Raw genomic sequence first — 12,722 nt, 5'->3', positions numbered from 1 at the left:
CTGCCAACCGCTCCCGTCGTTGCTGCATGGTAACAACAGGAGAAGTTGCGATGGAAAGTTTCACCGGAAACGGCTGGTTCATCCTCGGCCTGACGCTCGTCATCGGCTGGCTGCTCGGGCTGCTCAGCCGGTCGGGCGGGGCCAAATGGAAAAAGGCGTACGAAACCGAACGCTCCGCCCATCTCGCGCTCCGCAAGGACTATGACGCGCATCTGAAGCGGCACGGCGAAGTCGTTGCAGCCGGACAGCCGGTCCAGACGGGGGCGTTCTAGCAAACTCTACGGGACGACTTGCGGCGCAGCGCGTCGATGGCCGTTCGGCGTTGCGGGTCTTCGCGCCCTAAAGCAGCTTTTCGATGCTCGGTTTAATGCTCTCGGGCTTGTCGGTCGGCGCGAACCGCTCGACGACCTTGCCGTCCTTGTCGATCAGGAATTTGGTGAAATTCCATTTGATCGACGAGCCGAGCAGGCCGGGCTGCTCCTTCTTCAGGTGCTTGTAGAGCGGGTCCGCACCGCTGCCGTTGACCTCGACCTTGGCCAGCACCGGAAAGGTCACGTCATAGGTCAGCGAACAGAAGCTGGCGATCTCGTCCGCCGTGCCCGGTTCCTGCCCCATGAACTGGTTGCAGGGAAAGCCCAGGATGGTGAGCCCCTTCGGCCCATATTCTCGGTTGAGCGCCTCCAACCCCTCATATTGCGGGGTCAGCCCGCATTTCGACGCGACGTTGACCGCCAGGATAGGCCCGTCGATTTCCGCCAGCTTCATGCTCGTCCCATCGGCCTTGCGTACGGTAAAGTCCTTGGCGTTCATGTCGTCCTCCTGCTCATCCCTGCGCCACCGACCTAAATGCGCGAACGGTGGCCGGAGCAAATGTTCCAAAGGTGATCGCGCGCAAAAACCCGAAGCGCAAGCGCGATAGGATGACGATCGATACGTCGGTGCAACCGAGCGCCGCCAACGCCTCCGAATATTCGCCGTGATTGACGATGTCGGTAAGAAGGATTGAGCCGCCGGGGCGGGTAACTCTCACCATTTCGGCCAATGCGTTGCGTCGCTCAGCGACGTCGTCGACATTGTGTACCACCCAGTTGGATAGGATGACATTGAAACTGCCATCAGGGAACGGCAGGTCGCGCATATCGGCAGTCAGTACCTCAACCCGTTCAGCCACGCCCTCGCGCCGGGCATTTTCAAGCGGGCGCTCGGCATCATTCGACGCTTGATCGCGGGCCGACCAGATATCGATGCCAACGGAACGCCCGGTTGTCAGGCGCTTGGCGGCACCCACGAGCATCAGGCCGCGCCCGCACCCGACATCGAGGACACGCTCGTCGCCGCGCCACTGCACGAGGTCGAGGATGCGTTCTCGATCGCGCACTTTCACGATCAGACTGCCGTGCAGCATGAGCGCGCACATGCCGAGCGAATAGAGCGCAACGATCAAGAGGGCCGACCCCAGCATCGATGCCCAAGACGCTGCAAACCCAAACGACAGCGCTAAGCCAGCGACTGCCAAAACCACACCAGTTCCGGCAAAGCCCCGGACCAGACCGGGCGCGTCGATGCCATAGGCGGGACGCACCCCGCTCATTCGACCACACGTATACCCAATTCGCGCAATTGTTTCATCGTTGCGGGCGCAGGCGCGTTCATCATCAGGTCTTCGGCCTTCTGGTTCATCGGAAACACGATGACTTCGCGGATATTCGGCTCGTCGGCCAGCAGCATGACAATGCGGTCGATGCCCGGTGCAGACCCACCGTGCGGCGGCGCACCCAGCTTGAACGCGCCGATCATGCCGGCGAAATTCGTATCGACCTGCTCCTGCGTGTAGCCGGCAATCTCGAACGCCTTGTACATGATGTCGGGCCGGTGGTTGCGGATCGCCCCCGACGACAGCTCGATGCCATTGCACACGATGTCGTACTGATAGGCGAGGATATCGAGCGGGTTCATCGTCTCCAGCGCGTCCATCTCGCCCTGCGGCATCGAGAAGGGGTTGTGGCTGAAATCGATCTTCTTCGCGTCCTCGTCATATTCGAACATCGGGAAATCGACGATCCAGCAGAATTCGAAGCGATTCTTATCGATCAGGTCCAGCTCGTTCCCGATCCGCGTCCGCGCAGCACCTGCGAGTTTCGCCGCCGTTGCTTCGGGGCCAGCCGCAAAGAAAATCCCGTCATCCGGTCCAAGCCCAAGCGCCGCGACCAGCTTGCGTGTCGCTTCCTCGCCATGGATCTTGGCGATGGGACCGCCGAGTTCGCCGCCCTTTTGCGTGATATAGCCCAGCCCCGCAAAGCCCTCGCCCTGCGCCCAGCCGTTCATGTCGTCGAAGAACTTGCGGCTCTTGTCCGCCGTTCCGGGTGCCGGAATCGCGCGGACGACATCGCCCGCCTCGACCATCGACGCGAAACGCCCGAAGCCCGAACCCGCGAAGTGCGTCGACACATCGGTGATGACGATGGGGTTGCGAAGGTCGGGCTTGTCCGACCCGTATTTCAACATCGATTCGCGATACGGAATGCGCGGGAACGGCGCAGCGCTCACCGAACGACCGTGCGCGAATTCCTCGAATACGCCGTGCAGCACCGGTTCGATTGCCGCGAACACATCGTCCTGCGTGACGAAGCTCATCTCGAAATCGAGCTGATAGAATTCCCCCGGCGAACGGTCCGCCCGCGCGTCCTCGTCGCGGAAGCACGGCGCGATCTGGAAATAGCGATCGAAGCCCGCGACCATCAGCAGCTGTTTGAACATCTGCGGCGCCTGCGGCAGCGCGTAGAACTTGCCCGGATGGACGCGGCTCGGCACGAGGTAATCGCGCGCGCCCTCGGGGCTGCTCGCGGTCAGGATCGGCGTCTGGAATTCGGTAAACCCCTGCCCGATCATGCGCTGGCGGATGCTCGAAATGACGTTCGAGCGCAGCACGATATTGGCGTGCAGCCGCTCGCGCCGCAGGTCGAGATAGCGATACTTCAGCCGGATTTCCTCGGGATACTCCGCCTCGCCGAACACCGGCATCGGCAGTTCGGCGGCGGTCGATTGCACCACTACCTCGCGCGCGCGAACTTCGATCTCGCCCGTCGCCAGTGCCGCGTTCACCGTCTCTGCCGACCGCGCCACGACATCCCCGGTGATCGTCACCACGCTTTCGGCGCGCAGCCGGTCGAGCACGGCATGCGCCGGGCTGTCGGTGTCGGTAACGACCTGGGTGATGCCATAATGGTCGCGGATATCGACGAACATGAGGTTGCCATGGTCGCGCTTGCGGTGAATCCAGCCCGAAATCCGGGCGGTCGCGCCGACATCGGACGCGCGCAAGGCGGCACAGGTGTGCGAGCGGTAGCTGTGAAGTGTCATGGCGCGGCTAACACAGGGGCCGCGCCGGAATGTCAAGCAATCAGGGTCAGGCGATCAACCCGAGCCGCGCCAGTTCGGGTGCATGGAACACCGCGCGGTCCCCCGCATCGGGCATGATCCGCACTTGCGCCGCCAGCCAGCGGGTCAGCCGCTCGCCATAATCGGCCCGCACGCGCGCCGCGTCGAGCGCGTTGGCCTTCGCCCAGTGCCGACCGAACGATATGCCCGCCGCGTCGAGCGCCGCAACCACACGCCGGTAGGAGTCGAGGCTCGCCGCGCTCCGCACCCCGTCGAAATCGATCACGGCGTTGTGATCGAACCGCGCGGGTGCCAGCAGCCCGGTCGCGGCGTCCATGAAACGGATCGTCACGCTGTTGCTGCCGCCGCCCGAGGTATAAGCCTTCAGGATGGTATCGAACGCGCGGCACAGCTCGGCACGCGGCACCGTCACCGATCCGTTGAAGAGATTCCCCAGCGGCGTGTGCGTCTCGGTAATTTCGCCCCATGTCCCGATCGGCAGCGCTTCACCCGGCTTGGGCGCGTCGGGATAGCTCAGCTCCATCGCTTTCTGGAGCAGCCACCCGCGCAGGAACGGAAAGCGTTCGAGCAAATCGCCGAGCAGGCTCAGCGTGTCGTAGCTCGCCCCCAGCGGCACGACGCCCGGCTGCGGATAATCGGGCCGCCAATCGCGCCGGTACATCGTCTTGACCAGCGCCTTGCCCTTGGTCGGGTTAGACGGGTTGACGATGACCTGGACGAAATAGGGATCTTCGTCGCGCCCCAGCAGCCGCGAAAAGCCCCGAAAATCGCCGCTGCCGAGCATGTCGATCTCGGCATGCGCGACGATCCGTTTGGCCTGAAACACCTCGACCAGAAAGCGCGGCACCGTTTCGAGCACCAGCGCCGTCACCACCCCCAGCGATCCCACCGCCAGCCGCGCCGCCGCAAAGGCATCGTCGTCGCGCAGCGGCCTGGCCCCCGATGCCGCAATGAACGCGTCGCCGAGGAAACCGGCCGACGGCTCCACCCACCACACATCGGTCGGCGTCACAATCTGCACCGCGCGGACATGATCCTGAATGCCACCCGCGCCGATCACCGACCCGTGGGTACCGGTCGCACACGCCCCTGCGATCGTCTGTCCGTTGCTTGCGCCTGTCGTCCGCAGCGAGCGGTGCAGCTCGCCCTCGACCCGATCATTGATCTCGTCGACCAGTGCGCCACCCTGCGTCAGGATCAAGGTCGCCGGATCGACCGCATTGCCCGCCGCCAGATCGCCCGCCGCCAGCCGGAACGTCCGGTTGAGCCGCGGCATTTCGAACTGCCAGCCCCCCGGCGACATCGCAATCGGCGCGGGCGACCAGCCCGACCCGACCGGACGCACGGTCACCCCCGCCGCCTTCGCTTCGCGCAACAGCCCCTGCACCAGCACAGCAGCCTCGCTCAGCGCCTGACGCCCCGAACTAACCGCATCGTTCCACAGCTCGATCCGGTCGGCGAGCGCACACGACGCGGTGCCGTGGTAATTCTCCCAGACCTGCGCCCCGCGCCGCACCGCATGCGCCATCACGCGTCGCCCATCGGATAGCTGCCCGCGTGGTGGCGATAGACGATGCTGACCGGGCGCAGGAAACCGAGCGTCACGAACGATGTCATCGCCTGTTTGGGCGTCGCATAGAAACGCACATCCGACAGCCCCTGCCCCGCGCCGCCCGACACGAACCGGCTTTCGGGACTTTGCATGACAAAACCCCATGCCCGCGCGGTCACGATCAGCGTGCGTTCCCCCACCGGGCGCGGATTGGCCACCGCGATGAAGAAATCCGCCGTCGCCGCGATCGATTGCCCCGCGAGGATCAGCCCGAGCACCGCTGCCACGATCCATCCCGCACATGCCCAGCTCATCGCATCCCCCTCGCGTCGTTCCACCCGGCAAACAATTTGCCAGCGAATTTGCGACCGGTATAGACGGGCGATGCAGATTCACCCGATGATCGAAGACACCGCCACGCTCGCCGCAATGTGCGAACGCCTGAGCAAATCGAACTTCATCGCGGTCGACACCGAATTCATGCGCGAAAACACCTTCTGGCCCGACCTGTGCCTCATCCAGATCGCCGACGAGCATGAGGCCGCCGCCGTCGATCCCAAGGCACCGGGACTCGACCTGAAGCCGCTGCTCGACCTGATGACCGAGAACGACGACGTGCTGAAAGTCTTCCACGCCGGCGGGCAGGACATCGAAATCGTCTACAACCTGACCGGCAAGACGCCCTTCCCGCTGTTCGACACGCAGGTCGCGGCGATGGCGCTGGGTCAGGGCGAACAGGTCGGCTATTCGAACCTCGTCGACCAGTGGCTCGGCATCACACTCGATAAAGGCGCGCGCTTTACCGATTGGGGCCGCCGCCCGCTCGACAAGCGCCAGATCGATTACGCCATCGGCGACGTCACGCATCTGTCGAAGATTTTCCCGATGATGCTCGAAAAACTCCACAAGACCGGGCGCGGCGCATGGCTCGACCAGGAAATGGACCGCCTCGGCAACCCGGCCAATTACGCGCAGGAACCTGGCGAAGCGTGGAAGCGCGTCAAGATCGCCAGCCGCAAGCCCGAAGTGCTGGGTCGTTTGAGGGCATTGGCCGCCTGGCGCGAGCATGAGGCGCGGACCAAGAACCTGCCGCGCGGCCGCATCGTCAAGGACGAGACTTTGGGCGACCTCGCGCTCCACCCGCCGCGCACGCAGGGGGAGCTGTCGAAAGTGCGTGGCCTCTCGACCAGCTGGGCCGGCAACGACATCGGCGGGCGGATGATGGCGGCGCTGGGCAATGCCGGGCCGCTGGCGGCGGAACTGATGCCCCCGCGCGACGACCGCAAGCCCGGGTTGGGCAAGGACGGCGCGCTGGTCGCCGACCTGCTCAAACTGCTCCTGAAAATCCGCGCCAAGGAATCGAACGTCGCGCCGAGATTGCTGGCGCGCACCGATGACCTGGATGCGCTGGCCGCGGGCGTCCGCGAAGGCCTGTCGATCCTCACCGGCTGGCGCTTCGACCAGTTCGGCCGCGATGCGCTCGACCTCGTCGAGGGAAGGCTGGCGTTCGCGGTAGTGAACGGGAAGCTGAAGATGACGCGGACGGAGGATGTCGGGCCGGAAGCAGTCGTCGCGGACGTGGCCTAAACAAACCGCTTCCCTGAGCTTGTCGAAGGGCTACCCTTCTCGTCGAAATGTTACGATCGAAGGACAGGGCTTCGACAAGATCAGCCAAGCGGTTTGGGGTCACCCTTCGCCGAGCGCCAGCGAGGTGCCCCTTCGAGCGCTAGCGAGAACACGGCGTTTGCCACAAGAACCTCGCTGGCGCTCGGCAGAGCACCTCGCTAACGCTCGGCGAAGAAGAATTCATCTCAGGGAAGTCTCCCCATGCACAAGACCACCCTCCTCCTCCCCCTAACCCTCCTCACCGCCTGCGAAACCATCCCCACCACCGGCAAAGGAACCTGCGACGCCACCCGCGTCCAGAACTTCGTCGGCGCCCTCGGCACCGCCGACCTGGGCACCGCCCTCCTGAACCGCAGCCGCGCCCGCACCCTCCGCTGGCTCGCCCCGGGCACGATGGCGACAATGGACTATCGGCAGGATCGGTTGAACGTGCGCGTGGACGGGCGGAATTTCGTGACGGGGGTGGATTGCGGGTAGAAGTGAGAGATGTTGCTTCTAATGTGGCTTACCGACAATGCGACTGGAGCTCAGCGGGTAGCGTCTTCTATTGCCATGACGATAAGCTTGCAGTCATCGTACAGAGCCATCACGCCGGCTAAACCGCGATTCTGGTCCCCTCCATGAGCTATAGAGTTTCGAAGCGCGTAGAGTGACGATAGCGAAGTGACCCATTGATCGTTTCTGCCGAGCTCGACCCTCATGCGAACATCCCAATCAGTGTCAAAGCGAGAGAGAAGCTGACAAATCGTTTCGCAGTCGTAATTTGTGCCCCTTTTGAAGAAAGTTTTTACAAACCTAATGACGCGCTCGTGTGCACGATTTGATAAACGTTCAAGAACGATCACTTCAACACAACGCTCAACATATCCACAAACCAAAACTGCGCCCAGCTTGGCCAGATCGGCAGTTATTTCGTCATCAATCGACTGCTTTTTTGCGCGTAGAAAAAAGTCGTCTAGCTTCCGCTCACGACTGTCTATCGCATGCCGCATTTACAGGGCTGCGAAAGCAGCTGTTGCGAGATTGAGACGTGTTTTTACGTTTTCCTCATCAGCCGTTGCACGTTCACAGGCCTGCTTGAAATCGTTCGTAGCGATCAATCCGTCGTATGCCATACTCACCGCTTCATCGGCGGGCGGATTGCCTTTGTCGAGACGCCGTGCGAGCCCGACCATCACAGAGTCGTACGCGGCAGCATTTAGCGATCTGATAATACGAAAGGCACGCGGCCCAATAGCCGAGTTAATTTTGTCAATCGTATATCGGAAGGTTTCGTCGAGTTTATCTAAATCAGCCTTATCAACTTTATTCATTGCGGCTGAAAACTTGTTAAGAAATCCATTCATCGGCCGAGCATAAGCATTACCTTTGGTGTACAAAGCTGCAAACCGCACTATCAGTTCTTCATCTTTAGACCGATTATTGATTGGTCCAAAAACAGCTCGCCAAGAAGGATAGCCATTAAGGGCTTTTACTCGCTCGATAAACGGCCCCAAACTTATACAATTACGAATTTCCTGAGGAGATAGGCGAATGCCTCCAGTATTAATTCGTTCGAAAACAAAATAGATGCTATCTAAAACATCCTCAGGTTTATCTTGTTTGAACACGGTTGCATGAACAATAGAGTCGTCAAGCTTAAGTACATCTGAAGGATCTAGTGTCTTGTAAGTCTTATTTAACCAAGGCTCGCGCACGCCTTGTAATTTGAACTCCTTACCCCTTAAAACTCCATCATAGAAAGCTTGCAACGTACGCAAACGCTGTTGGCCGTCTATGACCAAATGCTCATTTGTCTCAGCTTCCTTGTAGAGAAAAATTCCTGGCACGGGTAGGCCCATGAGCAATGATTCTATAAACTTTGATGCGTGCTTAAATGTCCATACAAATTGACGTTGAAAATCTGGAATCTTGAACGCCTCGCCACGCATGCGTTTGACTAAGCTGTCAACTGTATAGTCTGCACCATAGCTTGATATGCTAAATTTGATAGCTCCGGGGTCTTCGAGCAGCGTTTCATCCTCGACACCATCCTGAAGAGCTAGCTCAAATTCGTCCTGACGAAGCTCGTCGGTAATTGCTTCGCTAGTGATTTCTTCGATCATTCGTCGGTCCTTGCATGCCTACCGGCCTGCCATGTCTGAACACACCGCTACAAAATCTGCAAGTCACTGCCATCGGCAGCATGGTTTCGGGCAGCCCACCCCGGCACGCGCCGCATTAGAGCGCGCAACTTTGGTCCGGGCGCTGATGAACTTTCAAGGGCTGCCACGAACGAGTTGAAATCAGCAGCGCTAAGCACGAGTGCCGTATCGTCGATCAACCAGCTTGACCGAACATCGGGGCGGCTGAGCGGCTGAGTTTTGGGTTGCTGATTCATATACAGCCTATCGCTCGCAGAGCCTGCAATGTCGATACTGCAGCAAAATCTGCGACCATGACATCTTGACAAACAATAGCGAAAGTGCCATATAGGTTCAAGAATTGGTATTGCTCTTTCCACCTGTCGATCGCCCATCCCGCCGGAAACATCCCCCCGCCGCACACCACGTTTCAGGTGTGACCTTTGTGACCTTTGGCGGAATCAAGCCAGTTTTGCGGTCCGCCCCAGCACCGATGCCAGTTGCTTGTGCCGCCGCTCGACCGCTTCACCGTAGAGCAGCGCTTGCCCCTCGGGCAGGGTCAGGGTCAGCGCCTTGTCGTCGAGCGTCAAACGGCTCACCTCCAGCGGCCCTGCCACACCGCCGCTGAGCCGTTGGCCCAGCCGCATTGCCAGACCCCAGATCGCGGCCTGCGCGCAATCCTCCGGCGACGACAGTTGCGCGACCAGCGGCGCGGGCGTGTTGCCGCCGCCGAAGCTCGTGAACAGCGCGTGTGCGATCATCGCTCGCCCGCGCGCCTCGACGCCGATCCAGTTGCCATAGAGCGCGATGTCGAGGCCGCGCTGCGCGCGCAGTTCGGGGTTCGCCATCCAGCCGACATCGCCGAGCAGGCACGCGACATGGCGCAGCCGCGCGCACCGCGCATCCTCATGCGCGAACAACGGCGCGATCCAGCGGTTCAGCAGGTCGCCATGTTCGGGAAAGCGGCCGAGCGCGCTGCCGACCTGATGCGCGGCCTCGATCAGCGGATCGGTCGCGCGCTGTTCCGCGGTCAGCCCTTCGTAGAGCAACCCTTCGCGCAGGCCGTACGCCGAGACGATCAGTGCCTTCGAGCCGAGCAGCCGCGTCAGGGTCGCGAGCAGTGCCGCCGCATCGCCCAGCGCGCCGATACGGCCCGTCGGAATGGCGTCGATGCCCTTCAGCCGCTTGCGGTCCATCCGCCCCAGCGCGCGGCTCAGCCGCGACGCGGCCTCGGGCGGCATCGCATAGCCGTGCAGCACCGGCAGCGGGTAATCGGTCAGGTGCATGTGGAGTCTTGCAAGGGCGCGCCACGACCCGCCGACCAGCCAGAAGGGCAAGTCGCGCTCGACGCCCTTCCACCCCGCCTTGACCAGCATCTTGCGGACATGGCGGTCGAGGACGCCGCGCCCCTTTTTGAGGCCCGCCAGCCGCAGCACGCCAAGCGGGAGCGACACCGTCTCGTGCACTTTGCCGCCGCGCACGCGCACCAATTCGAGGCTGCCGCCGCCCAGATCGCCGACGATGCCATCCGCCTCGGGGAACGCCGATATGACGCCATACCCCGAGGCGCGCCCCTCTTGCTCGCCCGACAGCAGTTCGACCGGCAGGCCGAGCGCTTCGATCTGTTTGACGAACGCCTTGCCGTCGCTCGCGTCGCGGACGGCAGCGGTGGCGACAGTGCGGATGTCGCCCGCGCCCATCGCCTGCGCGACCGCGCGGAACCGGCTGAGCGCGCGCAAGGCCTGCGCCGCCGCTTGCGGATCGAGCTTCGCGCCGTCGCCCAGCCCCTTGCCCAGCCCTGCCGAGACCTTTTCGTTGAACAACACCGACGGCGCACGGGCGGGGCCGTTATAGACGACGAGGCGGACCGAGTTCGACCCGATGTCGATGATGGCTTGGCTGTCGGTCACTCAGCGTCGCCGGAGGCTCAGCGTGGGCACGCTGTCGCCTTGGTCGAGTGCAGCGCCACGCCCCGACAGCGAGGGATTGGTCATGAAATAACGGTGCAAGTTGAACGGCTTGGCGCCCGGCTCGACGCGGATATACGATCCGTCCGCCTGTAATTCCCAGCTTTGCTCGGTATCGATCAGATTGGCGACCATCACCTGATCGAGCACCTGATCATGGACCGTTGGCGTTTCGATGGGCAGCATATATTCGACACGCCGGTCGAAATTGCGCGGCATCCAGTCGGCGGACGAAATGAACACCTTTGCCCGGTCGTTGGGCAGCGCCTTACCATTGCCGAATGCCCAGATGCGGCTGTGCTCCAGAAAGCGACCGACGACCGATTTGACGCGGATGTTGTCCGACAGGCCGGGCACGCCCGGGCGCAGGCAGCAGATACCGCGCACGATCAGCTCGACCGGCACGCCCGCCGCGCTCGCCTCGTACAGCTTGTCGATAATCTTGGGATCGACCAGCGAGTTCATCTTGGCCCAGATGCCCGACGGCGTGCCGGTACGGGCATTGGCAATCTCCGCGTCGATCAGGTCGGTCAGGGTCGAGCGCAGGCCGCTCGGCGACAAGGTCAGCAGTTCCAGTGCGCGCGGCTCGACGTACCCCGTGATATAGTTGAACATCTGCGCCGCATCGCGCCCCGCGCGCGGGTCCGCCGTGAAGAAGCTCAAATCGGTGTAGATGCGCGCGGTGATCGGGTGGTAATTGCCCGTGCCGAAATGGCAGTAGGTGCGGTTCAGCCCGCCTTCGCGCCGGACCACCATCGACACCTTGGCGTGGGTTTTCCAGTCGATGAAGCCATATACGACCTGCACGCCCGAGCGTTCGAGTTGCGACGCCCACAGCAAATTCTGCTCCTCGTCGAAACGCGCCTTCAGTTCGACGACGGCGGTCACCGATTTGCCCGCCTCCGCCGCGTCGCACAGCGCGCGGATGACGGTCGGCTGCTTGCCCGCGCGATACAGCGTCTGCTTGATCGCGACGACATCGGGGTCGGCGGCGGCTTGCCTGAGGAACGCCAGCACCACGTCGAACGTCTCATACGGGTGATGGATGACAATGTCCTTGGCGCGGATCGCCGCAAAACAGTCGCCGTCGTAATCGCGAATGCGTTCGGGAAAGCGCGGCGAATAAGGCGTGAACTTCAGGTCGGGCCGGTCCTCGTCGACCAGCGCCTCGAGCGCGCCGATGCCGAGGAACGCCTCTTTCTCGATGATCAGCGCATCGCCGCCGCCGAGTTCGGCCTTGAGCACCGCCTCGAGTTCGGCACTCATGCCGGTTTCGAGATCGAGGCGGATCACCCGTCCGCGTCGTCGCCGCATGATCGCGGTGCGGAAATAGCGGACGAGGTCTTCAGCCTCTTCCTCGATCTCCAGATCGCTGTCGCGGATGATGCGGAACACGCCGGTGTCGCGGACCTCGTAGCCGGGGAACATCGTCGCGGCGGAGCGGCGCAACAGGCTCTCGATCGCAATATAGGTGGCGTTCTCGCCGGGCAGCCGGACGAAACGCGGGACCGTCGGCGGGATCATCACCAGTTCGCGGATCGCCTCTCCGTCGGAAAGGCGCTTGAGGTCGAAAATCAGACTGAGCCCGAGATTGGGAATGAACGGAAACGGGTGGGCGGGGTCGAGCGCCTGCGGAGTCAGGACAGGGAAAATCTGCTCGCGGAAATGCGTATCGAGCCAGTCGGCCGACGCTGCGGGGACATCGTCGGGCTCGACCACATATATGCCCGCACCCGCCAGTTCCATGGCGATGTCGAGCCAGATATCCTGCTGCGTATCCGTGAGCAGGTCGGCATCGGCGGCCAGCGCGGCCAGTTGTTGAGCGACGGTCATGCCGTCGACCGACATCTCGTCGACGCCCTGCAGCTGCTGTCCTTTCAGTCCCGCGACGCGGACCATGAAAAATTCATCGAGGTTGTTGCCCGAAATCGACAAGAATCGGAGCCGTTCGAGCAGAGGGTGTGCGCGGTTCGTCGATTCCTCGAGCACGCGGCGGTTGAACGCCAGCCAGCTCAGCTCGCGGTTGAAATATCGACTTTCACTCTCCGACATATC

The 12,722-nt window shown here is 62.3% G+C and carries 13 protein-coding genes; 3 read left to right on the top strand and 10 right to left on the bottom strand.

What is annotated here, in order from left to right; all coding sequences use genetic code 11:
• Nucleotides 1–50: 50 nt before the first annotated feature.
• Entirely contained in the window at nucleotides 51–272 is a 222-nt protein-coding gene (locus M0209_RS04125; RefSeq protein WP_258887034.1) for a hypothetical protein, read from the top strand.
• A gap of 67 nt (nucleotides 273–339) precedes the next feature.
• Here M0209_RS04125 and M0209_RS04120 read toward each other — a convergent pair whose 3' ends face one another.
• Genes M0209_RS04120 through M0209_RS04100 form a run of 5 tightly spaced genes read right to left on the bottom strand, consistent with a single transcriptional unit; the run spans nucleotide 340 to nucleotide 5,265 of the window.
• Entirely contained in the window at nucleotides 340–810 is a 471-nt protein-coding gene (locus tag M0209_RS04120) for a glutathione peroxidase (RefSeq protein WP_258887033.1), read from the bottom strand.
• A 13-nt stretch (nucleotides 811–823) separates the two neighbouring features.
• Nucleotides 824–1,582 (bottom strand): class I SAM-dependent methyltransferase, encoded by a 759-nt coding sequence (locus M0209_RS04115; protein WP_258887032.1) that lies wholly within the window; start codon nucleotides 1,580–1,582, stop codon nucleotides 824–826.
• Nucleotides 1,583–1,587: 5 nt separating this feature from the next.
• Nucleotides 1,588–3,360: an aspartate--tRNA ligase gene (gene aspS / locus M0209_RS04110; RefSeq protein WP_258887031.1), complete on the bottom strand. Its 1,773-nt coding sequence runs from the start codon at nucleotides 3,358–3,360 to the stop codon at nucleotides 1,588–1,590.
• Nucleotides 3,361–3,406: 46 nt separating this feature from the next.
• Nucleotides 3,407–4,927, bottom strand: a complete 1,521-nt coding sequence (locus M0209_RS04105; RefSeq protein ID WP_258889557.1) for an FAD-binding protein — start codon at nucleotides 4,925–4,927, stop codon at nucleotides 3,407–3,409.
• A complete protein-coding gene (locus M0209_RS04100; RefSeq protein ID WP_258887030.1) occupies nucleotides 4,927–5,265 on the bottom strand; it encodes a hypothetical protein in 339 nt (112 codons plus the stop codon). The genes M0209_RS04105 and M0209_RS04100 overlap by 1 nt, the downstream gene beginning before the upstream one ends.
• 70 nt (nucleotides 5,266–5,335) lie before the next feature.
• Between M0209_RS04100 and rnd the strand changes: the two genes are divergently transcribed.
• Both rnd and M0209_RS04090 read left to right on the top strand, forming a co-directional pair.
• Complete coding sequence (gene rnd / locus M0209_RS04095) at nucleotides 5,336–6,538, top strand: ribonuclease D (RefSeq protein WP_258887029.1); 1,203 nt, start codon at nucleotides 5,336–5,338, stop codon at nucleotides 6,536–6,538.
• Between the two features lie 240 nt (nucleotides 6,539–6,778).
• Complete coding sequence (locus tag M0209_RS04090; protein WP_258887028.1) at nucleotides 6,779–7,054, top strand: I78 family peptidase inhibitor; 276 nt, start codon at nucleotides 6,779–6,781, stop codon at nucleotides 7,052–7,054.
• A 50-nt stretch (nucleotides 7,055–7,104) separates the two neighbouring features.
• On the opposite strand, the gene M0209_RS04085 is transcribed toward M0209_RS04090, so the two are convergent.
• From M0209_RS04085 to M0209_RS04070, 5 genes are all read right to left on the bottom strand, one after another.
• Nucleotides 7,105–7,569 carry a HEPN domain-containing protein gene (locus tag M0209_RS04085; RefSeq protein WP_258887027.1) on the bottom strand — a complete coding sequence of 155 codons (465 nt, stop codon included), beginning with the start codon at nucleotides 7,567–7,569 and terminating at the stop codon, nucleotides 7,105–7,107.
• Nucleotides 7,570–8,682, bottom strand: coding sequence for a DUF262 domain-containing protein (locus M0209_RS04080; RefSeq protein ID WP_258887026.1), 1,113 nt, complete (start codon nucleotides 8,680–8,682; stop codon nucleotides 7,570–7,572).
• A gap of 47 nt (nucleotides 8,683–8,729) precedes the next feature.
• Nucleotides 8,730–8,957 (bottom strand): DUF1778 domain-containing protein, encoded by a 228-nt coding sequence (locus M0209_RS17405; protein ID WP_408988178.1) that lies wholly within the window; start codon nucleotides 8,955–8,957, stop codon nucleotides 8,730–8,732.
• A 204-nt stretch (nucleotides 8,958–9,161) separates the two neighbouring features.
• Nucleotides 9,162–10,610 (bottom strand): Ppx/GppA family phosphatase, encoded by a 1,449-nt coding sequence (locus tag M0209_RS04075; RefSeq protein WP_258887025.1) that lies wholly within the window; start codon nucleotides 10,608–10,610, stop codon nucleotides 9,162–9,164.
• Nucleotides 10,611–12,719 (bottom strand): RNA degradosome polyphosphate kinase, encoded by a 2,109-nt coding sequence (locus tag M0209_RS04070; RefSeq protein WP_258887024.1) that lies wholly within the window; start codon nucleotides 12,717–12,719, stop codon nucleotides 10,611–10,613.
• Nucleotides 12,720–12,722 lie beyond the last annotated feature (3 nt).

It is taken from the genome of Sphingomonas sp. SUN039 (genome assembly GCF_024758725.1).
Classification (GTDB): Bacteria; Pseudomonadota; Alphaproteobacteria; order Sphingomonadales; family Sphingomonadaceae; genus Sphingomonas_O.
This window is presented reverse-complemented; position numbering and strand designations above follow the sequence as displayed.

Excerpts from the sequence above, each read along its gene's own strand:
- M0209_RS04125 (WP_258887034.1), top strand. The coding sequence starts at position 51 with ATGGAAAGTTTCACCGGAAACGGCTGGTTCATCCTCGGCCTGACGCTC.
- M0209_RS04120 (WP_258887033.1), bottom strand. The coding sequence starts at position 810 with ATGAACGCCAAGGACTTTACCGTACGCAAGGCCGATGGGACGAGCATG.
- aspS (WP_258887031.1), bottom strand. The coding sequence starts at position 3,360 with ATGACACTTCACAGCTACCGCTCGCACACCTGTGCCGCCTTGCGCGCG.
- M0209_RS04105 (WP_258889557.1), bottom strand. The coding sequence starts at position 4,927 with ATGGCGCATGCGGTGCGGCGCGGGGCGCAGGTCTGGGAGAATTACCAC.
- M0209_RS04100 (WP_258887030.1), bottom strand. The coding sequence starts at position 5,265 with ATGAGCTGGGCATGTGCGGGATGGATCGTGGCAGCGGTGCTCGGGCTG.
- rnd (WP_258887029.1), top strand. The coding sequence starts at position 5,336 with ATGCAGATTCACCCGATGATCGAAGACACCGCCACGCTCGCCGCAATG.
- M0209_RS04090 (WP_258887028.1), top strand. The coding sequence starts at position 6,779 with ATGCACAAGACCACCCTCCTCCTCCCCCTAACCCTCCTCACCGCCTGC.
- M0209_RS04085 (WP_258887027.1), bottom strand. The coding sequence starts at position 7,569 with ATGCGGCATGCGATAGACAGTCGTGAGCGGAAGCTAGACGACTTTTTT.
- M0209_RS04080 (WP_258887026.1), bottom strand. The coding sequence starts at position 8,682 with ATGATCGAAGAAATCACTAGCGAAGCAATTACCGACGAGCTTCGTCAG.
- M0209_RS17405 (WP_408988178.1), bottom strand. The coding sequence starts at position 8,957 with ATGAATCAGCAACCCAAAACTCAGCCGCTCAGCCGCCCCGATGTTCGG.
- M0209_RS04070 (WP_258887024.1), bottom strand. The coding sequence starts at position 12,719 with ATGTCGGAGAGTGAAAGTCGATATTTCAACCGCGAGCTGAGCTGGCTG.